Below are 22749 nucleotides of genomic sequence, written 5' to 3'. Positions count from 1 at the left end.
CCCCCCCCCCCCCCCCCCCCCCCCCCCCCCCCCCCCCCCCCCCCCCCCCCCCCCCCCCCCCCCCCCCCCCCCCCCCCCCCCCCCCCCCCCCCCCCCCCCCCCCCCCCCCCGACCAGGTCACATTACACCGTGTACTGCGGCAGGTCCTGCAGGGCGATGACGTCCATGCCCATGTCGTTGGCGCTGCCGTGGCCCTGCTGGTCCTCGCGCACCGCCTCGATAGCACTCACGTAGGTGTTGGCGGCAGACATCGCCGTCACGCAGGTCACGCCGCGGCGCACCGCCTCGGTGCGCAACAGATAGCCGTCGCCGCGCGAGCCCGGGCCGTACGGCGTATTGATGATCACCGCGATCTTGCCATCGGCGATAAGGTCACCGATGTTGGGACGTTCGCCGTCGTGCGGACCGCTGATCTTTTCCACGACCTCGCACGTCACGTTGCCTCCACGCAGCACGCGCGCCGTACCCTCGGTAGAGCAGATGTCAAAGCCCAGATAGCGCAGGATACGGGCGACCGAAAGGATATGGCGCTTGTCGCGATCGCACACGCTAATGAACACCTTGCCGGCGCTCGGATCAGGCAGTTTGTAGTCAATCGCCAGCTGTGTCTTGGCGTATGCCTCGGGATAGCTCTTGGCGACACCCATGACCTCGCCCGTCGACTTCATCTCGGGCCCCAGGATAACGTCGGCTCCCGGGAAACGGCCCCAGGGCATAACGGCTTCCTTCATGCAGAAGCAGTCCAGCTGGCGCTCGTCGCTCGGCAGGCCCAGGCTCGCGATGGAATCGCCCGCCATGATGCGCGCCGCGCACTTGGCCAGCGGCACGCCGGTGGCCTTGGAGATAAACGGCACGGTACGGCTGGCACGCGGGTTGGCCTCGATCACGTAGACAGTCTCGCCCTTGATGGCATACTGCACATTGACCAGGCCGCGGACTCCCAGCGCCATCGCGATGCGGCGCGTGGTCTCGCGGAGCTTCGCCTGCAGACTCTCGCTAAAGCTAAACGGCGGAATGCAAGTCGCGGAGTCACCGGAGTGGATACCGGCCTCCTCGATATGCTCCAGAATACCGCCGATGTAGACCTCCTCGCCGTCGCACAGGGCATCAACATCGGACTCGATCGCGCCCTCCAGGAAGCGGTCGAGGTACACCGGGTAGTCGGGGCTAATGCGCGCAGCCTCGGCCATGTAATCGTGCAGATGCTCGGCATCGTAGGCGATCATCATGCCGCGGCCGCCCAACACATAGCTCGGACGAACCAGCAGCGGGTAGCCGATATGCGCAGCTACGGCCTCGGCCTCCTCAAACGAGGTAGCCTGACCCGCCGGCGGGTACATAATGCCCAGCTTGTCGAGCAGGGCGGCAAAGCGCTCGCGGTCCTCGGCAAAATCGATGGCATCGGGCTTGGTACCCATGATGTTCACGCCGCTCTCCTCGAGCATGCGCGCCAGCTTAAGCGGGGTCTGGCCGCCGAGCGTCACCACGACGCCGTCGGGGCGCTCAACATCGATAACGTCCATGACGTCCTCGTAGGTGAGCGGCTCAAAGTACAGACGATCGGACGTATCGTAGTCAGTCGAGACGGTCTCGGGGTTGCAGTTGACCATGATGGTCTCGAAGCCACGGGCCGCCAGCGCGTAGCTCGCGTGCACGCAGCAGTAGTCAAACTCGATACCCTGGCCGATACGGTTGGGGCCGGCACCCAGAATCATCGCCTTGGGCTTATCTGCCGGCGTGGTCTCGTCGGGGGCAACGCACTTCTTGGCGACCGGGCTCGTGCGGTAGATGTTTTCGTAGGTCTTGTAGTGATACTCCGTGGCACTCGAGAACTCAGCAGCGCAGGTGTCGACCGTCTTCATGCTGGGAACCACGCCCAGGCCCTTACGGTAAGCGCGAACAAAGCGCTCGTCCGAGCCGGTCAGCGCGGCAACCTCGGCATCGCTCGTGCCATACTGCTTGAGCAGGCGCATCGCGTCGGCGTCGATGTCCTCCACGCGCAGGCCGCGAATGCTCTCCTGGACCTGCACCATATCGTTGATACGGTTGAGATACCACGGATCGATGCCGCAGATGGCATGGATGCGCGCGACATCCCAGCCACGACGCAGGGCCTCGACCACAAAGAAGATGCGGTGCTCAGTCGGGGTGCCCACGGCCCGAGCGAGCTCGTCGTCGCTCAGCTTATCGGCACCTTCCTTGCCACCAGCGCAAATGCCCTGATGTCCGTCCTCCAGCGAGCGCATGGCCTTGCCAAAGGCCTCCTCAAAGGTGCGGCCGATCGCCATGATCTCGCCCACGGCTTTCATGCGCGTTGTGAGCGTGGGGTCGGTACCCTTGAACTTCTCAAAGGCAAAGCGCGGCACCTTGACCACACAGTAGTCAATCGTGGGCTCAAAGCAGGCAGGCGTGGCTTTGGTGATGTCGTTGACGATCTCGTCGAGCGTGTAGCCCACGGCCAGGCGAGCGGCGGCCTTGGCGATGGGGAAGCCCGTGGCCTTGGAGGCCAGTGCAGACGAACGGCTCACGCGCGGGTTCATCTCGATGACGATCGGGCGACCGGTCTGCGGGTTCACGGCAAACTGCACGTTGGAGCCACCGGTCTCGACGCCAATCTTCTCCAGAATGGCGAGCGAGGCGACACGCATGCGCTGATACTCAAGGTCGGAGAGGGTCTGCGCCGGCGCCACGGTGATGGAGTCGCCGGTATGCACGCCCATGGGGTCGAGGTTCTCGATGGAGCACACGATGATGCCGTTGCCGGCGTGGTCGCGCATGACCTCCATCTCGTACTCTTTCCAACCCTCGATGGACTCCTCGACCAGTACCTCGTGGGCGGGCGAAAGCTCAAGGCCCTGGCTCACGATGGAGACGAGCTCCTCGTGGGTGTGCGCGATGCCGCCGCCGGCGCCGCCCAGGGTAAAGCTCGGGCGCAGCACGCAGGGATATCCCACGCGCTCGGCGATGGCCTCGGCGTCGGCCACGCTGTAGGCATAGCCCGAGCGCGCGACCTCCAGGCCGATCTCGGCCATGGCCTCGTTAAAGAGCTTGCGGTCCTCGCCGCGCTCGATGGCGGCAAGGTCGCAGCCGATCATCTCGACGCCGTACTGGTCGAGCGTGCCGTCCTTTGCCAGCTCGACGGCGGCGTTCAGACCGGTCTGGCCGCCCAGCGTGGGCAGCAGCGCGTCCGGGCGCTCCTTCTTGATCACGCGCTCGATAAATTCGGCGGTGATGGGCTCGACATAGGTGCGGTCGGCCAGGCCCGGTTCGGTCATGATGGTCGCCGGGTTGGAGTTGACCAGGATGACCTCAAAGCCATCCTCCTTGAGCACCTTGCAGGCCTGGGCGCCGGAGTAATCGAACTCGCAGGCCTGGCCAATGACGATGGGACCCGAGCCAATGACGAGGATACGCTTGATGTCAGTACGTTTAGGCATGTTAGTTCTCCTCGGTCTCGGTCGTGGCGGAACCCTCGTCGGCAAAGTTCCAGCCCTGCAGGCGGTCCTTCGCGGTGTCGATGTCCAGGTAGTTCTCCTCGCCGTCCATGAGTCGCGTAAAGGCGGTAAAGAGATAGTGGGCATCGGTGGGGCCGGGCGAGGCCTCGGGGTGGTATTGGACCGAGAAGCACGGGGCGTCGAGCAGCTGAATGCCCTCGGCGGTGCCGTCGTTGAGGTTCACATGCGTCAGGCGAATGCGGCCAAAGCGCTCGTTCATCACGACGGGCGCGATACCACGGCGCACCCAGACGCGCAGATCGCCGTCGGCCGCATGCTCGGTCTCGCCGCCCGAAAGTTCGGGGACAAGCTTGCCCAAGCTGGGGAACAGCAGGCCAAAGCCATGGTTTTGCGCGGTAATTTCCACGCGGCGGCTGACCAGGTTCATAACCGGCTGGTTACCGCCACGGTGACCGAATTTGAGCTTTTCCATCTGGGCGCCGCATGCCAAGCTGATCATCTGGTGACCCAGGCAAATGCCAAAGACGGGCACCTTGCCGATCAGCTGCTGCGCCTGCTCGTAGGTCTCTACCACGGCATCGGGGTCGCCGGGACCGTTGGACAAAAAGACGCCATCGGGATTCATGTCGAGTACTTGACGAGCGGGTGTATCCCACGGCACGACGGTGAGGGCGCAGCCAGCACGGACCAGACCCTCCAGGATGCCACGCTTGACACCGCAGTCGTACGCGACCACGTTGTGGCGGGCGGGAGCGGGGGCCGCAAGCGCAAAGCCATGCTCGGCGGGCAGATCGCTCCCGGCGAACGGATGGGGCGCAAGGCAGCTCACGGTCTTGACCAGGTTCTCCCCCACCAGCGTGGGAGCAGAGGCCAAGCGCTCGGCAAGCTCGTCGATATCGAGGACCTCGGTCGAGATAATGCCCATCTTGGAGCCATTGTCGCGCAGGTGGCGCACCAGGGCTCGGGTGTCGACGCCCTCGATAGCGACGATGCCGTGTGCGCGCAGGTACTCCGGCACGCTGACGGCCGAGCGCCAGTTAGAAGGCGTGGCACACATGTCGCGCACGATCATGCCGCGCATGGCGGGAGCACTCGCAGGGCGTACGTCATCGCCGGGGAAGGCGGACTGGACATCGGTCTCGTCGATGCCATAATTGCCAATCTGCGGATAGGTCATGGTAACGATCTGGCCAGCATAGCTCGGGTCGGTCATAACCTCAAAGTAACCCTCGAGTGAGGTATTGAAGCAGACTTCGCCGGTCGCGGTGCCCTCGGCACCACATGCACGGCCATAAAAAATGGTCCCATCCTCAAGGTACAGGATGCAGGGACCGCAAGCACCCTTGCTGGTTTTGGCCAGCATGCGCTGGCACAGTTCGCTGGGCGCGATGGTGCGGGCGGCAGCGCCCGCAATATGGTTGTTCGCCATAGTTCTCCTTCCCGGTCTCTCGGGACCGGCTTAAAGGTGTGTAGTTAGGCCTCGCGGTATTCTAACCGTAAGTATGCCGTATGGCGTTAATTACATAGAATTGTTTACATAATGATAATTATGACTTCTTATGCATAATGATTTTTCTGGGACGGGGATTAAAAAATCATTCTGAAAGCAGAGCTTTGTCGCTGAGTAGTCAATTTGGGACGGGGCTATTTTAGCTGCCCCGTCCGTCAATCAACCTAACCGTCGTGCCACCAGCCGGGGTAGCTAAAATAGCCCCGTCCCAAATTGACTACTCGCCAACCGCATACATGACAGAATATTTTTTTAATCCCCGTCCCAGAAAAATCATCCCGCGTGGGCTTGCGGCTCACGCGGGATGTCATCGTTCTATGTGGCTGCGGACTACTTTTGCTTGTCCTGCTCAAGTAATTCGGACGGGGTGCGGCCAAGCTTGCCGCCACGGAAAATCTCGCGGCCGTGCAGGCGGTGCTCCAGGTCACGTTCGGCCTTTTCCTCGTCAATCTTAGTCTGGCTCACCGCCGGGTCCTCGATGAGCGACGATACCGAGTTCACCTGTTTCTGAATGCGCTCGGCAATGGTGTCATCCATGCTCACGATACGCATCTTCCAGTCGATATTGGTGGCGTTGGAAGAGCTCTTGGTCCAGACGAATGTCAGGATGGCGCTCTGGTGGCCCTGGGCGGGAAACATGCCAAAGAAGGAATCATGCTGAATCCTGCTGTCCTCGTCGATATAGGCGTGGACGTTATACACCACACGGTCAATCTTGTCGTTGAGCAGGGCATTGGTTGCGAGCGCCGCCGCCTGAATTTGACCGTTGGACAGCAACTCGAGTTCATTGGCAGAAGACGTGTCCAGCACCGTCACCTCAACCGTGCCCGTACCCTCGTCGGCCTCGTCAACGGTAAAATCGAGCGGGAACTGCGTAAAGCCGTTGCCCCATTCAAGTCCACCTTTGAGCGCGGTCGAGACGGTATCCACCGAAACGCTCTCGGAGAGGTTCGCGGTGTTCAGGCGTCGCATCACGCCGTAGCCGATCTGCATGCCCACAATCAGCACCAGGATGCCGATAACCACGACCATGGCAGTTTTCGTAATGGTATGGCTCACCTGCGAACCCGAAGGATCGTCCTCGGACAGCGGGTCGATATGTTTTGCCTGGCTCGCGCGATCCTCGCTGCGCAGCCGCGCCAGTGTCGCCTTGTCACCGCGTTTGACGGCAGACTCTTTCTCGCGCATGCGCTCGGTACGCTTTTTGGCGAGTGTAGGATCCAAGACGCCGGATGCATCGATTTCGGAGAATAACTCCGTCACTTCTTCCGGAGTCAGATGGTTCTTATCAGCCATAACCTTCCTGCCATATCAATCAGTCGAGCTCGTGCGCACGCGCACCTTCGAACTGCATTCGATAGTAACGGGCATAAGTGCCGCCACGGGCGAGAAGCTCCTCGTGCGTGCCACGTTCCACAACGCGACCATGCTCAACGGTCGCAATCTCGTCGGCATGCTTAATGGTCGAGAGACGGTGAGCGATGATGATCGTGGTGCGGCCGCGCGCCAAGCGCTCGAGCGACTCCTGCACCGCCTCCTCGCTCTCGTTATCCAGAGCACTGGTCGCCTCATCCAAAATAAGGATCTTGGGATTTTTGAGAAACACGCGCGCGATGGCGACGCGCTGCTTTTGACCACCAGAAAGACGGCTGCCGCGCTCGCCCACCACGGTGTCGTAGCCCTGCGGAAGCGACTCGATAAAGGTATCGATATTGGCACGGCGGGCCGCCTCGGCGATTTCTTCTGCCGTGGCGCCCGGCTTGCCATAGGCGATGTTCTCGCCAATCGTTCCGTCGAACAGATAGACATCTTGCTGCACCAGGCCGATGGATTGGCGCAGGCTACGCTGCGTCACGTCGCGCACATCCTGGCCGTCAATGCTAATGGAGCCGGCGGCAACGTCGTAAAAGCGCGGCAACAGCGAACAAGTCGTTGATTTGCCGCCGCCCGAGGGACCAACCAAAGCGATGGTTTGACCGGGCTTAATGGACAGATCCATATGGTCGATAACGGGACGCGTCCCGTCGCCCGCGCCCAGCTCGACATCCTCGTAGCTAAAGCACACGTCGCGATACTCAACAGCGCCGGCCGTCACCTGCAGATCCGCAGCACCCGGCTTATCCTGAATATCGGGGACAGTCGAGAGCACCTCGTCCATGCGCTTAAAGCCGGCGATGGCTTTCTGATACGTCTCGGCCGAATTGACGAGCGTCTCGAGCGGCGTGCAGAACAGCGAAATGTAGAGCGCGAAGGTTGCCATATCGACCGCCTGCAGCTGGCCTTGGGCAACGAGCCAACCGCCCAGCAGCACCACGATCACATAGAGCACGCCCGAGAGCAGACCATACGTCGCGGTGTAGACGCCCATGGCGTGATACATGTTTTCCTTGGACGAAAGGTAGCGATCGTTAGAGGCACGGAACTTAGAGCGTTCGGTCTGCTCATTGGCAAAGCTTTTGACCACACGCATGCCCGCCAGCGAATCCTGCAGCTGCGCATTGATGCCGCTGATCTTTTTTCGGTTATCGCTAAAGACCTCGCGCATGCGCATATTCTGCCAAAACATAATGACCGCGAACACCGCCGTCACCACGACCATGGCGAGCGCGAGCACCGGCGCAATGGTAAACAGAATCACAAACGAGCCAATGATCTCGATACCGCAAATAATGATCCATTCGGGCACGTGGTGCGCCGCCTCGCAGATATCGAACAGGTCGTTGACCACGCGGCTCATCATGTCACCCGAGCTGTTGCGATCAAAGTACGCAAAGCTAAAACGCTCGTACTGATCGAACAAGTCCTCGCGCATCTTGGACTCCATGCGCGCGCCCATCACGTGGCCCCAATAGCTCACAAAGTAGCGGCAGGCGCAGCGGGTGGCATACATCAGAACCAGTCCCACCGCGATCATACCGAGCGCCTGCATAATGGCAGTCTGGCCCTGGGTAAACAGCCCGCCGCACAGATTGCGCAGGATAATGGGAAACGCCAGGTCAATGGCGGCGAGCACCAGGGCGCAAATGGTATCGGCAGCAAAAAGCCCCATCTGGGGCTTGTAGTAAGACAGAAAACGCTTCAGCATGTGATCCTCAAAGAAATATCAGCAACGTAAGACCCTGGGACAAAGCAATCAGTAGTACTTGTCCCAGGGCTATCCCCACTCGTTACAGCTCAGAACCACCAAGGCGGTGCGCGATGCTGTCGCAGGCGAGCGCGCCCACGACGGTCTTGGCATCCTCGATCTTGCCGTCGAGCACGGCATCGATCAGCTCGTGCAGCGGCACCAGGTCAACGTTGACAAACTCGTCATCGTCGGGGTTGGGCGCATCGAACTCGAGCTTGGTGGCCAGGTAGATGTGAATAATCTCGTCGCAAAAACCGCAGGTCGTGACAATAGACGTTAAAAAGCGAATGCGCCCGGCCTTAAAGCCCGTCTCCTCATGCAGCTCGCGCCTGGCACAATCGAGCGGGTCCTCGCCTGGGTCGAGCTTGCCGGCGGGAATCTCAACCGTCACGCGGTCGATGGCGGTGCGGTACTGACGCACCAGTACGATCTTGCCGCTCTCGGTCAGCGCCACAACGGCCGCCGCACCCGGATGGCGAACGATATCGCGGGCGCTGCGGTGACCGTTGGGCAGCTCAACCTCAAGACGGTGGACGTCGAGGATCTTGCCCTTCCAGGCGCACTCCTCCGAAAGAATCTTCTCGTGCAGCTCGGCATCGTGCGGGTCGTCGTCGCCCAGCACCAGCGCCGGCTCGTCAGCGACCTCGCCACCAGGCTCGCCCTCGGCGTGCCCATACATGCGGCTGTCCTCTTCGACGATCTGCGCGTCCACGAGCTCTTCGTTCTTCTCGTCCATCCGTCTCATTCCTCTCGGATTTTAGGCACCCCAGGCGTCGCGGCCACGCAGCGCGCGCAGGCCAATGTCGTGACGCAGGGTCTTGCCCTCAAAATCGATCTTCTCGCAAGCCTCGTAGGCAAGGTTGCGAGCGTTCTCGAACGTGTCGCCCAGCGCGGTCACGGCGAGCACGCGGCCGCCGTTGGTCACGAGCTGGCCGTCCACCACGGCGGTGCCGGCGTGATACACGGTCACGTTCTCCATGGCCTCGGCATCCTCGATGCCGGTGATGACCTTGCCCTTCTCGTAGCTGCCGGGATAACCCGCGCTCGTCAGGACAACGGCCACCGCCCACTCGTCACGCCAATCGAGCTCAATCTGGTCGAGCTCGCAGTTGGCGCAGGCAAGCATGACCTCGACCAGGTCGTTCTTAAGGCGCGGCAGCACGACCTGCGTCTCGGGGTCGCCAAAGCGGGCGTTAAACTCCAGCACCTTGGGGCCGGCGGGGGTAAGCATAAAGCCGCCGTACAGGCAGCCACGGTAATCGATGCCCTCGGCGGCGAGCTCGGCCACGGTCTGCTCCATGACCTTCACCATGGTGGCGTGCTCCTCGTCGGTCACGATGGGCACCGGGCTGTAGACGCCCATGCCGCCCGTGTTGGGACCAAGGTCGCCCTCAAGCGCGCGCTTGTGGTCCTGCGAGGTGGCCATGGGGCGCACGGTCTTGCCGTCGGTAAAGGCCAGCAGCGAGCACTCGGGGCCAACGAGCATCTCCTCGATAACCACGGTGTTGCCGGCGTCGCCAAAGGTGCCGCCAAAGCACTCGCGCACGGCCTCTTCGGCCTGCGAAAGCTCGGTTGCCACAATAACGCCCTTGCCCGCGGCAAGACCGTCGGCCTTCACGACCAGCGGAGCGCCCTGCTCGCGCACATAGGCGAGAGCCGAAGCCTCGTCGGTAAACGAGCCGTAGGCGGCCGTCGGAATGCCCGCGCGCTCCATGAGCTGCTTGGAGAACAGCTTAGAGCCCTCCATCTGAGCGCCCTCGGCACCCGGGCCAAAGCAGGGAATACCCGCCGCGCGCACGGCGTCGGCCACGCCCGCCACGAGCGGAGCCTCGGGGCCAATCACCACGAGTCCGCATCCGTGGCTCTGTGCAAACGCCGCCACGGCAGCAGGATCGCAATCGTCGAGAACCACGTTCTCGCCGCAGCTCGCGGTGCCGCCGTTGCCCGGGGCGATGTAGAGCTTGCCGGCGCGCGGTGATGCCGCGAGCTTGGCTGCCAAAGCATGCTCGCGGCCGCCGCTGCCCAACAACAGGATGTCGATGGTTTGAGTGTCCGCCTTCAAGGGTGCCTCCTCTATGGATTAACGGCCCGTCAACCATGCGGGCCCATTACAAGCAAATATACCCCTCGGCCGCCCGTCCGGGCTGCGAAGGGGTATATCGCAATAACCAAATAACGCCGATTACTTCCAGAATCGGTTGATGATCTGCTCGCGGCCGGCGCCAACACCGACAAACGTCACGCGCGTGTGCGCCAGATCCTCGACAAATGCCACGTAGTCCTGAGCCTCCTGCGGCAGCTCCTCAAAGCTGCGGCAGCCGGTAATATCGCACTTCCAGCCGGGAAGCTCCTCGTAGATGGGCTTGGAATGCTCAAAGCGCACCTGGTGCTCGGGCACGCTGGTGTAGCGCTCGCCGTCGACGTCATAGGCCACGCACACCTTAATGGTGTCGAAGACCGAAAGCACGTCGAGCTTGGTCAGGGCGATGTCGGTAAGACCGTTGACGCGCGAGGCGTAGTTGGCGATGGGACCGTCAAACCAGCCGCAGCGACGACGGCGACCGGTGGTCACGCCGTACTCATAGCCCTCCTCGGTCAGCGTATGGCCGGCCTCGGACTCGTAGGAAAGCTCAGTGGGCATGGGGCCTGCACCGACGCGGGTGATGTAGGCCTTCATGACGCCCAGCACGCGGTCGACGTTTTTCATGCCAACACCAGAACCGGTGATCGCGCCGCCGGCGGTGCAGTTGGAAGACGTGACAAACGGATAGGTGCCGTGGTCGATATCGAGCAATGTTGCCTGGGCGCCCTCAAAGAGCAGGGTCTTGCCCTCATCGATCATGTTGTTGAGCAGCAGGCTCGTCTCGGTGATGTACGGGCGCAGGCGCTCGGCCATGGGCAGGTACTCTTCACAGATCTGGTCCACGGTGTAGGTGGGCAGGCCGTAAAGCAGCTCGAGCTCGGGATTCACGCGGGCAAGAGCGGTTTCCAGCTTGTCGCGGAAGAGCTCCTCGTCCAGCATGTCCTGCATACGAAGGCCAATACGGGCCATCTTGTCCTGATAGCACGGGCCAATGCCGCGCTTGGTGGTACCGATACTCTTCTTGCCGAGCTTCTGCTCAAAGGCTCCGTCCAGGTCGACGTGATACGGCATGATCACGTGTGCGTTGCCGCTGATCTTGAGGTTCTTGGTGGTGATGCCATCGGCCTCGAACATGTCGATCTCCTCAAGGACAACCTTGGGGTTGACGACGCAGCCGTTGCCAATCACCGACACGTGGTCGGCGTACATGATGCCGGAGGGCACCTGGTGCAGGCCGTACTTCTTGCCGTTGACAACGATGGTGTGCCCGGCGTTGTTGCCGCCCGAATAGCGCACGACGGCATCGAAGTCGCCGGCGATCAGGTCGCAGATCTTACCCTTGCCCTCATCGCCCCACTGGGCACCGACCAAAACGGTTGACGGCATGTTTACTCCTTACATACATGGACTGTCTGCGCGCCACACGGCGGGCAGAAGCACAAAACATTCCCAGTATACCCGTGCAACGGGCGCCTGTCCTACTCCTCGGTATGCACCCCATCAAGCTCATAGAACTTGGTAGATGCCGGCAGGAACATCAGGTCGACGTCACCGATCGGGCCCGAACGGTTCTTGGCCACGACAATACGCGTGACGCCCTCGTCGGGTCGGTCGTCGCGCGAGGCCTCAGCCTCGTCGGCGGAACGGTCCAAGAACATGACGATATCGGCGTCCTGCTCGATGGAGCCCGATTCGCGCAGGTCGGAAAGCTGCGGGCGCTTGCCGGTACGGGATTCGACCTGACGCGACAGCTGAGATAGCGCGATCAGTGGGATCTTGAGTTCCTTGGCCATAATCTTTAAGCCACGAGACATTTCGGAGACCTCGACGGTGCGGCTCTCGGAACGGCGTCCTGGCGGAGGACTCACCAGCTGCAGGTAGTCCAAGATAATGATGGCCTTCTCCTTGTTGTGGAGCATGCGGCGGCTCTTGGCGCGAATCTCGGTCACCGTGGTGCCGGGCGTATCGTCAATCAGAATATCGAGCTTGGACAAGGTCTGCGTGGCCTCGTTGATATTGGCCCACTGCTCGGGGCTAATGCGACCCATGCGAAAATCACTGATCGAAATCATGGCATAGGCGCAAATCAGGCGCTGGGCAATTTCCTTGCCCGACATCTCCAGCGAGAAAAAGCCGACGGTGTAGCCCGCAGCGGCGGCATTGAGCGCCAGGTTTAGAGCGAACGAGGTCTTACCCACGGCGGGGCGGGCGCCGATAATGATGAGCTGGCCCTCGCGGAAGCCCATAAGCATGCGATCGAGTGACGGGAAGCCCGTGGGAACGCCCGCTGCCTGGCCACCGGCCTGGCACACTTCCTCGGCCTCGTTATAGGCCTCGACCATAAACTCGGTCAGTGTCTTGTAGCTCGACTTAACCTCGCGCGCCGTAACCTTGAGCAGCTTGCTCTCGGCCAGCTCCACGACCTCTTTGGTATCGGTGGGGGCGTTATAGGCCAGCGCGTTAATCTCGTTGGTGGCGCCAATCAGCTCACGCAGCATCGAGTCGCGACGAACGATGGCGGCATGGTGCTGCCAGTTGACGAGCGACAGGGTCTGACCCATCAGCTCCAAAATGTACGCCTCGCCGCCCACGGCATCGAGCTTGTTGATGCTTCGCAGGTAATCGATCAGCGAGATGGAGTCGATGGGAATGCGACTGTTGTACATATCGACCATCGCGGTATAGATGGTCTTATGAATGGGCCGGTAGAAATCGTCGGGCTGCAGCTCGACCTGGGCTTCTTCGACCACCTCGGGCGATAGCAGCATGGCGGCCAGTACGTTGGCCTCTGCATCTTGGTTTTGGGGGAGACCCAACTTGGAGCCGCGGTCCTCGACCGTCAGCCATGTCTCCCTATCGTCGTATGCCATGAGCATCCTCATTCATATCGCTTGCGAGCATCCATAGTATCAGCCACAGCTTTAAATCGAGGCGCGCCTTAATAATCATCACCGAACCAAACGGATGAACGGTCCCTTATGTGCGTTGTGTTAGACCACTTTGGATACTGGGACTTTTCCTATAATCTTTCTTGCTTAAATAGCAGGCGAAAGCGAAGGAGCTCCTATGGTCACCAAGGATGATGCGTGTTGGATAATCGGCCTTTCCGCAGGTGCGGGCATTGGCGTATATCTTGATGGCGGCTGGGGCGTCGATGCGCTTGTCGGGCGTGAGACCAGGGCTCATAACGACATCGACCTGTTCGTTCAGCGCGGGGATTACCAAAGGTTCGTGGATCTAATTGCTGATGAGGGGTTTTCCGAGGTGGCTGCATCTTTCACCACCGAAGATCACACGGTGTGGCAAGACGAGGCGGGGCGCATCGTCGACCTGCATTGCTTCGATTTCGCCGAGAATGGCGATATTCTGTATCAGGGAGATCGTTTTCCCGGGGAGGTCTTTTCGGGGAGGGGGCGCATCGGCGAGGTGGAGGTGTCGTGCATCGACCCCGAAAGCCAGCTGTTGTTTCACTTTGGCTATCAGCATGACGAGCACGACGTCCACGATGTCATGCTCCTATGCCGTGAGTACGGTTTCGACGTTCCCGAAGAATATCGCTAGCTGTTGCTTTTTGCATCGGGTCACGACTTCAGCGCTTGCCGCAGATGCGCTGCGCCAGACCGCCCTGGACATCACGCCACGCCGTATATGGCCCTCCGCGCACGCGAGTCCCATTTCGCCTGCTTGATCCAGTACTCGTAGAACGGATAGGGGGTCACCTTGTACTGGCGCCAGGTCTTCTCGTACGTGCCGCGGGCCGCCTGCCTCACTATGAGCTCGGCGAGCTCGTCCGCGCTCCTGCGGACCTTGAAGCACCACGTCCACTTGAACCAGGCGAGGTAGTTCTCGAGGCGTCTCGTGGAGACGCCCCGGAACCTGCCGATGAAGTGCCTCATCTGGGAGTGGAGGCTGTTCACCCTGTTGATGGCGTGCTCCTCCCTCTTGCTGGCGATGTGCTCGCCGACGCCGAGGGCGGGCAGGACGCGGCGGTACACGTGCGCACGGTCCGTCGAGATTATCGCGCCGACCGCGAGCTTGTCGGCGAGCAGCTCCCTGGCTGCCGCCTCGTCGAGGCCGCCCCTCCCCGCGATCTCGTAGAAGATGTCGCCGGCGTCGTTGATGCCGGTGAGCACGCATATCTTCTCGTGCCCGTCGGTTCCCTGCGACCTTGTGCGGGGCTTCCTGGGCATGCCGGACTCCGACCTGGAGCGGTTTCCCTTGAAGCTCTCCCTGAAGAAGCACTCGTCGAGCTCGGCCCCGCCACCGGCCTCCACGCGGAAGGCGGGCATGCGCTTGGCCATAGCCTCGAGCAGCCTGTGGCGCATGAAGAACGCCGTCTTGAGGCACACGCCGCACTTTTCCGCCGACTCGCGCAGCGGGAGCATGTCCACGTGGCACTCCGCGAACCTCATCCAGGCCGACCTGTCGAGCTTGGTGGTGGAGAAGATGCGCATGGTGGCGTCGGTGAAGGTTCTGGCGCACCCTCGGCAGAGGAACCGCTGACGGCCGCGCCCGTCTCGCCCCCTCTTCACGTAATGCGGGGAGCCGCACCAGGGGCAGGCTCTGTCGGGATCGTCTTCCGCCCCCTCGCTTGCCGCAAGGTCGAAAAGCTCCGCGTCTATCAGCGCCTTGAGCGATCTCAGGGCCCTGCTCTTCTCGGCAGCCGTCATCTGCGGGAGGAACTGCCTCGTCAGCTGGGTGAGCACGTCTTCCATTGCAACCTCCATCTTTCCTGATGATGGAATTGTCGCAATTGGGGGTCCTGCTGCGTGTACTGTGCATAGGACACTTATCCAAAGCGGTCTAACACAACGCTTATGTGGGACTACATCTCCATGTATGACGTGACACCCACTCAGCGCAAAAAATAAAAGGGCGCCCCGGTCTCCCAGAGCGCCCTTCTTAGAACAAGATTGTTGCGTTGCAGCAAATGCTACTCGGCAGCAGCCTCGGTCTCGACCTCGGCGGTCTCGGCCTCGGTGACCTCAGCGGCCTCCTCGACCTCAGCCTCGGCAGCGAGCTCCTCGGCGGTAACGCCGACGAGAACGACAACCTCGGCCTTGATCTCGCGGTACAGCGAGATGGCAACGGTGTGGGCACCGGCAACCTTGATGGGCTTACCGAGCTCGACGCGCTTGCGGTCGATGTCCATACCGAGCTGATCCTTGATGGCGTCAGCGATCATAGCGGCGGTGACGGAGCCAAAGAGGATGCCCTCGTCGCCGACCTTGACGTCGACGGTGACCTGCTTGCCCTCGAGGGCAGCCTTGGTCTCGTTGGCGGTAGCCAGACGGACGGCCTCGCGCTTGGCGATGTTGTTGCGACGCTCGTCAAGCTGCTTGAGGTTGCCCTTGGTGGCGGCAACAGCGAGCTTCTTGGGGAACAGGAAGTTCTCAGCGTAACCCTGAGCGACCTCTACGACGTCACCCTCGCCGCCCTTGCCCTTGATCTCATCGAGAAGAATAACCTTCATGATGCGTCTCCCTTCTTAGCCGCGGTCGCGGTTGCCACGAGAGGAAACCACGGGGACGGTGTACGGCAGGAGAGCCATCTCGCGGGCACGCTTGATGGCGTTGGCGATGTCATGCTGATGCTGCGTGCAAGCGCCAGTGACGCGACGGGGCTTGATCTTGCCACGGTCGGTCATGTACTTACGGAGAAGCTGAGTGTCCTTATAGTCGATGAACTCAGTGTTCTCCTTGCAGAACTGGCAGTACTTACGACGCGGCTGACGTGCAGAAAAATCATTAGCCATGTCAAAATACCTTTCATTTGGCAACTTCGGCGAACCGAAGCCGCCTCTCACTCAAAAATAGGTGAACAACCCTTAAAACGGGATGTCCTCATCGTAGACATCGACCGCGGGCGGCGTAGCCACCGGTGCGGCAGGACGTGCTGCGGGCGCGGGAGCAGCGGGGGCGTAACCGCCCTGATCGTAGCCACCCTGGCCACCGCGGGAGCTCATAAACTCGATCTCATCGACGATGACCTCAAGCTTGCTCCTGCGCTGACCGTCGCGCTCCCAAGAGCTGTAGCGCAGCTTGCCCTCGATCGCGACCTTGTTTCCCTTTGCCAGGAAACGGCTCACGGCCTCGGCGCGGGTGCCGAACATAGTGCAGTCGACAAAGTTGGGATAGTCCTCCCACTCGCCAGTCTGCGCATTGCGGCGGCGATCGTTCACGGCGACGCCAAAGGACAGAACCTGGGTTCCGCCGGCAGTGGCGCGCAGCTCGGGATCGCGGGTGAGGTTACCGGTGATGTTCACTCGATTGATGCTCATTACTCACTACTTCCTCTTGGGGCACAAGCCCAGTCCAAAACGACAGTCTTACTCCTGGTCGTCGCGACGGACGATCATGTGGCGGACCACAGCGTCGGTGATGCGCAGGACGCGATCAAGCTCGGCGATCTGGGTAGGATCTGCGTGGAAGTTGATGAGGGTGTAGTCACCATCGGTGAGGTCGTTGATCTCGTAGGCGAGCTTGCGCTTGCCCCACTCGTCAACGGAGTCGACCTTGCCAGCGCCCTCAGCGATCGTGGTATCGATACGCTTCATAACAGCGAGACGAGTCTCGGGGTCGAGCGACGGGTCAACAAAGAACAGCAGTTCATAAGCCTTCATATTGTCACCTCCTCTGGACAAATGTGGCTTCAGGTCGTGAAGGTGCGCCTGAAGCAGGAAAAGACTTGGTAATAGTATCTTTCAACCTCCCAGGCTGCAAGAATATGCAGCTACAACCTCATGACCTCCACATATGCCCATACTCGCACGGCCTTTCTTGCGTATTCCAACCAAATGCTGGCCAAGAGCTTGACGGATTTGAGGACAAGGGCGGGTACATACCGACTTTCTGCCAGATAACCGCAAGTCGCTCGCAGCATGGCTGCGGTCGCAAAATGCATACCAGCGGTACAACGCGACATTTTGAATTATTAAACTTGATTCCCGACCGTCCGTAACTACCTCATTTGAACAGTTCGCCTGGGCCGATTACGCAGGTCATCGATTGGTTTCGGCACGGTTGGGCAAACGACGGAGCGATGCAATTTAAAAAATGCCAAGTTTTTGGTTTGCACTTTGCGATTCCTCGTGTATACTGACTTTCGCATTTAACGGAGAGTTGTCCGAGTGGCCGAAGGAGCACGATTGGAAATCGTGTAGGCGTCAAAAGCGTCTCCAGGGTTCAAATCCCTGACTCTCCGCCAGTTAATTCCAAAGCAGGCCTTTGTGCCTGCTTTGTTTTTACCCCACGCGGAGGGGTGGCAGAGTGGTTGAATGCGGCGGTCTCGAAAACCGTTTGGCCTGTATAAGGTCACGAGGGTTCGAATCCCTCCTCCTCCGCCATTTTGGTTGAGAAAGCTCCCAACAAAGGGAGCTTTTTTGTTTTGAGTCCCTTACAGACAAATACGGCGGCGGAGGAGGGGTTCGAACCCGCCAGGGCGTTCAACACCAACCCAGATCTCTAAACATGTGCATCACCCTCCAAAGATGTCAAAAAATGTCGTTTTTGGATGCTGATGTACATGTTTGGAACCTGTGACCGCACCCAGTTCCGACCGTTTACCGAGCAATGGGGTCACGACCTCCCACAACCATGTACTATGTACGGGCATTTTCCAATCCAACTACCCAAAGGAACCCACCTTGCCCGTCATCGCCACTGTAATCGTTACCGCACACGCCTCGGATGCCATGGTTGCCATCCCGTTTTGGCTCGAGATGTTCGCTGTCGTCGCGGCATCGATTTCGGGTGTACTGGTTGCGCGCGAGCACAAACTCGATCTGGTGGGCGCCGTCGCGCTCGCCGTGGTCTGCGGTCTGGGCGGCGGTCTTTTGCGCGATATGACACTCCAGGTGGGCAACGTCTACATCCTTAACCAGCCCATGGCGCTGCCGCTGTCCATCGCCACGGCGGCCATCATCTACATCTTCCCTGCCATCGTCGACAAGCCCGACAAGCTCATCCCCCTGCTCGACATCATCTCGGTGGGTATTTATGCGGCAACCGGCGCAGATAAGGCGCTCGTGTACGGATTTGCACCGGTCGTGTGCATCATGATGGGCTTTTTTACCGCGGTAGGCGGCGGCATGCTGCGCGATGGTTTTATGGGTGTGGTGCCGGGTATTTTCCAGCGCACCAACTTCTATGCCATCGCGGCTATCGCTGGATCGGCAAGCTATGTTTGCCTTGTCATGAGCGGCTTGGTCAGCAATGTCGTCGCGCTGGTCGTTTGCGTCGCAGTGACCATGGGCCTGCGCTGGCTCTCGCTGCGCTTTGACATCAAAAGCCCCACCGAGGACGATATCGCGCGTTTCCTACATCGTAAAAAATAGATTGCACGGCCCGACCCATCGCAAGGTGACAGCCTATCTACAACCGGCCGCAGGCCCGATATCCCGCGACGCCTTACGTAGGCAATTGCCCATGCAGAATACTGCAACCACGAGTTTCTTTTAGAGCGAAGGCGCAATGGGTACCATATTGGGCGTATGCAAATCACCAAGCAAAGGATTCACCATGCCTCACAACCAACCCGCGGCGGCGCAACGTCACAACATGCGCGGACACCTCATTATGGCCTTCGCGCTTATCGCGCTGGCGTTTACCGCGCTGCCTTCCATGGCATTCGCCGGCACCGACACCGCGGGCAATGTTTTCGTGTCCGACGGGGATTCCAGTCCATCCGGCGTCGGGGGCGATCTGTACTGGGCCGGTCAAAGCCTTAGCCTGGACGACGCGTCCATCGACCGCGATATCATCGCCGCCGGCGAAAGCCTGTCGATTCGCGACTGCACCGTAGGCGGCGCCGTTCGCCTGGCGGCGCGCACCATCGATATCGCCAAGACCACCATTGATGGAAGCGTGACAGTTGCCGCTCAGCACGTCGTACTTAACTCCGGCAGTACCGCCAATTGCTTCTATGCCGCAGGTGAGACGGTTGCCCTGCGCGGCTCCGCCAAGTCGGCAGTGCTCGCGGGCAGTACGGTAACCATCGACGGCACTGTCGATGGCGATGTTGAGGTCTGGGCCGACAAGCTGGTGCTCGGCAAAAACGCCAACATCACCGGCACCGTAAACGCTCATGTCTCACAGGATCCCGAACGCGCCGACGGCGCCAAAGTGGGAGCCCTCAAGATCGACCGCACCGAGAACGAGGATACCTCCACCATCAACGACGTCATCGGCGGCATCGTTGCCGCAGCTCTTTCCACCTGCTTTGTCGCGATTCTCCTTGAGCTCGTCTTTCCGCGTGCAACAGCCAGCGCGGCCGGCATGCTTCACCGGCACCCCGCCCCGCTGTGGGTGAGCGGTCTTTTGGGCACGGTAGCCGCCGTTCCCGCCATCTTGCTGCTCATCATCTCTATTGCCGGCCTGTCGCTCGCCGGAGCCCTGATGTGCGGCGTCATCGGCATCGCCCTGGTCTCGGCGGCCTTTGCGGGCACCGCGGTCGCACGCATGGTCGGGCACAGCCAGAACCGCTACGCCATGGCCGCCGTGGGCGGCGCCATCGCCGGCGCCCTTACAGCACTTCCCCTTATGGGCAACTTTATCAGCGGCGTAGCCTTCGTCTTTATGCTGGGCTATCTCATTCAGATCATCTGGCGCAACGCCCACGTCAAACCGCAAAAGGCCCCCAACACCCCGGGCCTTCCCTCCGCCTAACCGCCAACCACCGCAAAGGTGTCCTTCCTCTTTGTGGTGGTACAAAAAGGGCGCCGGCCGCGATGGTCGACGCCCTTTCTTGTGAATGCTACAGAGCTCAGCGCTTATTTGTTGACCTGACCGGCGCGAACGGCAGCCTTCTTGCGATCGGTGGCGTTGAGCAGACGCTTGCGCAGACGGATGTTCTTGGGGGTGATCTCCACCAGTTCGTCATCGGCGATGTACTCCAGTGCCTCCTCCAGCGAGAAGGTGCGAGGCGGCACCAGCTGCACGGAGATATCGGAGGTCGAGGAACGCTGGTTGCCCAGGTTCTTGGTACGGGCGATGTTGACGACCATGTCGCCGGCCTTGCTGCGCTCACCCACGATCATGCCCTCGTAGCACTCGACACCCGGCTCAACAAACAGCTGGCCGCGCTCCTGCAGCGTGCCCAGAGCGTAGGCAACGGCCTTCTCGGTGGTCATGGAGATCATGGCGCCGTTCTGACGGTTGCCGATCTCGCCGGCGTAAGGACCGTACTCCAGGAAGGTGTGATAGAACACGCCCTCGCCGTGAGTGACGTTCATGATGCGGTTCTTAAGGCCCATGATGCCGCGGGTCGGGATCTTAAACTCAAGGTGCGTCACGATGCCCGAGGTGTCCATGCTGGTCATAATGCCGCCAGAGGTGCCAAAGACCTCGACGACCTTGCCCGAGTACTCGTCCGGGCACTCGACGACAGCCTGCTCGACGGGCTCCATCTTGTTGCCGTTCTCATCCTTCTTAAACAGAACGCGGGGACGGCCGACCTGGAACTCAAAGCCCTCGCGACGCATGGACTCCATCAGGACGGACAGGTGCAGAATGCCGCGGCCCGAGACCTCGACGCCGCTCTTGTCCTCGAGCTCCTCGATCTTCATGGTCACATTGTTCTCGGCCTCATTGAACAGGCGCTCCTTGAGCTGACGAGCGCCCACAATGTCGCCATCGCGGCCGACGAGCGGAGAGGTCGAGGCCTCGAAGACGATGGACAGGGTCGGCGGATCGATCTCGATAGGCTCGAGCTCGACGGGGTTCTCGGGATCGGTGTAGACATCGCCGATGTCGGTGCGCTCGATACCCACGACGGCGGCAATGTCGCCGGCGCCGACTTCCTGGCACTCGGTGCGGCCCAGGTAGTCGAAGGTAAAGAGCTGCTTGACGGTAGCGGTGGCGCTGGAACCGTCGTTCTTGACGACCAGGATCTGATCGCCCTGGCGAATGGTGCCGGAGTACACGCGGCCAATGCCGATGCGGCCGACAAAGTTGGAGTGGTCGATGGTCACGCACTGCATAGCGAGCGGCGCGGTCTCGTCAACCTCGGGCGCGGGCATGTCGTCGATGATCATGTCGAGCAGCGGGTACATGTCCATGTTGCCGTCGTTGGGGTCAAGGCGGGCAAAGCCATTCATGGCGCTGGCATAGACCACGTGCTCCATGGCAAACTCGAGCTGGTCGTCGGTGGCGCCCAGGTCGGCCATAAGGTCCAGACAGTCGTTGTAGGCCTTCTCGGGGTTGGCGCCCGGACGGTCGATCTTGTTGATGACGATCATGATCTTAAGGCCGGTGTCGATGGCGTGACGTAGGACAAAGCGGGTCTGGGGCATGGGGCCCTCAAAGGCGTCGACCAGCAACAGGGCACCGTCGGCCATGCGCAGCACGCGCTCGACCTCACCACCAAAGTCGGCGTGGCCCGGGGTGTCGATGACGTTGATCTTAACGTCCTTGTACTCGATAGAGATGTTCTTGGCGAGAATCGTGATGCCGCGCTCGCGCTCCTGGTCGTTGGAGTCCAGGACGCGATCCTCGACCTGCTGGTTGGCACGGAAGGCGTCCGTGGCACGCAGGAGCTTATCGACCATCGTCGTCTTACCGTGGTCGACGTGGGCGATAATGGCGATGTTCCTCAGATTGTCTACGCGCATGTAGTTCCCCTATCTTCTATCTATATACAAACGGCACGCGTATGTGACCCGTCCAGCAACACAACGCTCGGCGGGAATATTGAGCCTTTTACCGAAAACTCGTTTATTTTAGCGATTCTAGATGAGAGGGGTTTCCTCACCTGCAGGTTCAGGGTCGCTCCACATAAAACCATCGCCGGCGCCCATGCCCTCGTACAGCACATATGCCGAAAAACCGCTCTCGAGCGTGGTCTCGAAGAAGCTAACGAGCAAAGCGTCGTGATATCCGCCCTCGATCTCCACACAGCCGGTGTAGCCGATGGCATAGCGGGCGATGCGGCCCAGGCCTTCGTCCTTGAGACCCATCTTGTGCTCGGAGATAAAGTTGGTGGCAGCCTCCAGGCATGCCTCCTCACCGTCCTCGTCGAGAGCCGCAAGATAGCGGTTGGAGGCGGCATCCTCGATCGCCACGACAACGCCCGGGTTTTCACCGGCGGCAAGGTCGTCCAAAAACGCACCGATCAGATCGCACACCATGGCGTCGAGCTCGGCGGAGACGTTACCGGCGTCCTGCATATCCTGTGCCATCTTTTGACCTTCCCATCGCATTCGGCGTCGTTATAACTCCTGTGCCTCGGCCGCGATTCTGGCGGCAGCGTCACGGGCGCGAACCATATCCGCCGCGCGCTTGTCGAGCACCTTGATCTGGTTGGTCAGCATTACCGCATCGACCACGCCCCAGATCACCAGGCCCGTCGAAATCGAAAACCCAAGCGCACCAACTGTACCACGAAGCCGCGACAAGATTACCGCGGCAAGCGCGGAGACAACAACCATCTTGATATAGGAGTCACGGCGCTCGCGAAGGGTGCGAGCCTGCGTCACATACGCAATGCGCGCGGCCTCAAATGCCTCGGCGCGCATATGGGCCTCACGCGCGATAGCGGCTGCTTCGGCCGACACGCTGGTGCCCATCAGCGCTCTCCG

Annotated in this window: 19 protein-coding genes and 2 tRNA genes; 5 read left to right on the top strand and 16 right to left on the bottom strand. The window is 60.8% G+C overall.

Features of this window, described 5'->3' with window-relative positions:
- Nucleotides 1–122 precede the first annotated feature (122 nt).
- From carB to dnaB, 8 genes are all read right to left on the bottom strand, one after another.
- Complete coding sequence (carB, locus tag ACTQ1E_RS05165) at nt 123–3437, bottom strand: carbamoyl-phosphate synthase large subunit (RefSeq protein ID WP_441565112.1); 3315 nt, start codon at nt 3435–3437, stop codon at nt 123–125.
- Between the two features lies 1 nt (nt 3438).
- Entirely contained in the window at nt 3439–4884 is a 1446-nt protein-coding gene (gene carA, locus ACTQ1E_RS05160) for a glutamine-hydrolyzing carbamoyl-phosphate synthase small subunit (RefSeq protein WP_441565110.1), read from the bottom strand.
- A gap of 411 nt (nt 4885–5295) precedes the next feature.
- Nucleotides 5296–6261 (bottom strand): hypothetical protein, encoded by a 966-nt coding sequence (locus ACTQ1E_RS05155; RefSeq protein WP_427729200.1) that lies wholly within the window; start codon nt 6259–6261, stop codon nt 5296–5298.
- Nucleotides 6262–6280: 19 nt separating this feature from the next.
- Complete coding sequence (locus tag ACTQ1E_RS05150; RefSeq protein ID WP_441565108.1) at nt 6281–8050, bottom strand: ABC transporter ATP-binding protein; 1770 nt, start codon at nt 8048–8050, stop codon at nt 6281–6283.
- Nucleotides 8051–8132: 82 nt separating this feature from the next.
- Nucleotides 8133–8828 carry an NUDIX domain-containing protein gene (locus ACTQ1E_RS05145; protein WP_195838565.1) on the bottom strand — a complete coding sequence of 232 codons (696 nt, stop codon included), beginning with the start codon at nt 8826–8828 and terminating at the stop codon, nt 8133–8135.
- 21 nt (nt 8829–8849) lie between these two features.
- A complete protein-coding gene (gene purD / locus ACTQ1E_RS05140) occupies nt 8850–10154 on the bottom strand; it encodes a phosphoribosylamine--glycine ligase (RefSeq protein WP_441565106.1) in 1305 nt (434 codons plus the stop codon).
- A gap of 120 nt (nt 10155–10274) precedes the next feature.
- Complete coding sequence (locus tag ACTQ1E_RS05135; RefSeq protein WP_441565104.1) at nt 10275–11561, bottom strand: adenylosuccinate synthase; 1287 nt, start codon at nt 11559–11561, stop codon at nt 10275–10277.
- A gap of 92 nt (nt 11562–11653) precedes the next feature.
- The gene (dnaB, locus tag ACTQ1E_RS05130) at nt 11654–13051 is read right to left on the bottom strand and encodes a replicative DNA helicase (protein ID WP_427718155.1); all 1398 of its coding nucleotides are present in this window, start codon (nt 13049–13051) and stop codon (nt 11654–11656) included.
- 190 nt (nt 13052–13241) lie between these two features.
- Here dnaB and ACTQ1E_RS05125 point away from each other — a divergent pair, with 190 nt between their 5' ends.
- Complete coding sequence (locus ACTQ1E_RS05125; protein WP_441565102.1) at nt 13242–13736, top strand: nucleotidyltransferase domain-containing protein; 495 nt, start codon at nt 13242–13244, stop codon at nt 13734–13736.
- A 71-nt stretch (nt 13737–13807) separates the two neighbouring features.
- Here the strand turns inward: ACTQ1E_RS05125 and ACTQ1E_RS05120 are convergent, their stop codons facing one another.
- From ACTQ1E_RS05120 to rpsF, 5 genes are all read right to left on the bottom strand, one after another.
- Nucleotides 13808–14890, bottom strand: coding sequence for an IS1595 family transposase (locus ACTQ1E_RS05120; protein WP_441540327.1), 1083 nt, complete (start codon nt 14888–14890; stop codon nt 13808–13810).
- A 218-nt stretch (nt 14891–15108) separates the two neighbouring features.
- On the bottom strand, nt 15109–15648 hold the full coding sequence (rplI, locus tag ACTQ1E_RS05115; RefSeq protein WP_117843040.1) for a 50S ribosomal protein L9: 540 nt from the start codon (nt 15646–15648) through the stop codon (nt 15109–15111).
- A gap of 15 nt (nt 15649–15663) precedes the next feature.
- Nucleotides 15664–15930, bottom strand: coding sequence for a 30S ribosomal protein S18 (rpsR, locus tag ACTQ1E_RS05110; protein WP_006235829.1), 267 nt, complete (start codon nt 15928–15930; stop codon nt 15664–15666).
- A 72-nt stretch (nt 15931–16002) separates the two neighbouring features.
- Nucleotides 16003–16455, bottom strand: a complete 453-nt coding sequence (locus tag ACTQ1E_RS05105; RefSeq protein ID WP_006235830.1) for a single-stranded DNA-binding protein — start codon at nt 16453–16455, stop codon at nt 16003–16005.
- A gap of 48 nt (nt 16456–16503) precedes the next feature.
- Complete coding sequence (gene rpsF / locus ACTQ1E_RS05100; protein ID WP_006235831.1) at nt 16504–16797, bottom strand: 30S ribosomal protein S6; 294 nt, start codon at nt 16795–16797, stop codon at nt 16504–16506.
- Nucleotides 16798–17290: 493 nt separating this feature from the next.
- Between rpsF and ACTQ1E_RS05095 the strand changes: the two genes are divergently transcribed.
- The 4 genes from ACTQ1E_RS05095 (at nt 17291) to ACTQ1E_RS05080 (ending at nt 19840) form a co-directional block, all read left to right on the top strand.
- Nucleotides 17291–17381, top strand: a tRNA-Ser gene (locus ACTQ1E_RS05095).
- Nucleotides 17382–17429: 48 nt separating this feature from the next.
- Nucleotides 17430–17520, top strand: a tRNA-Ser gene (locus ACTQ1E_RS05090).
- 300 nt (nt 17521–17820) lie between these two features.
- The gene (locus ACTQ1E_RS05085) at nt 17821–18510 is read left to right on the top strand and encodes a trimeric intracellular cation channel family protein (protein ID WP_229770653.1); all 690 of its coding nucleotides are present in this window, start codon (nt 17821–17823) and stop codon (nt 18508–18510) included.
- A 184-nt stretch (nt 18511–18694) separates the two neighbouring features.
- Nucleotides 18695–19840, top strand: a complete 1146-nt coding sequence (locus tag ACTQ1E_RS05080) for a polymer-forming cytoskeletal protein (protein WP_441565100.1) — start codon at nt 18695–18697, stop codon at nt 19838–19840.
- Between the two features lie 104 nt (nt 19841–19944).
- Here the strand turns inward: ACTQ1E_RS05080 and typA are convergent, their stop codons facing one another.
- The 3 genes from typA to ACTQ1E_RS05065 all read right to left on the bottom strand — a co-directional run bounded on the left by typA (nt 19945) and on the right by ACTQ1E_RS05065 (nt 22737).
- Nucleotides 19945–21783 carry a translational GTPase TypA gene (typA, locus tag ACTQ1E_RS05075; protein WP_154516764.1) on the bottom strand — a complete coding sequence of 613 codons (1839 nt, stop codon included), beginning with the start codon at nt 21781–21783 and terminating at the stop codon, nt 19945–19947.
- A 117-nt stretch (nt 21784–21900) separates the two neighbouring features.
- Entirely contained in the window at nt 21901–22350 is a 450-nt protein-coding gene (locus ACTQ1E_RS05070; protein WP_154516767.1) for a hypothetical protein, read from the bottom strand.
- Nucleotides 22351–22380: 30 nt separating this feature from the next.
- Nucleotides 22381–22737: a hypothetical protein gene (locus ACTQ1E_RS05065; protein ID WP_441036911.1), complete on the bottom strand. Its 357-nt coding sequence runs from the start codon at nt 22735–22737 to the stop codon at nt 22381–22383.
- Between the last annotated feature and the right edge of the window lie 12 nt (nt 22738–22749).

It is taken from the genome of Collinsella sp. LCP21S3_C7 (assembly GCF_052118485.1).
Taxonomy (GTDB): Bacteria; Actinomycetota; Coriobacteriia; order Coriobacteriales; family Coriobacteriaceae; genus Collinsella.
This window is presented reverse-complemented; position numbering and strand designations above follow the sequence as displayed.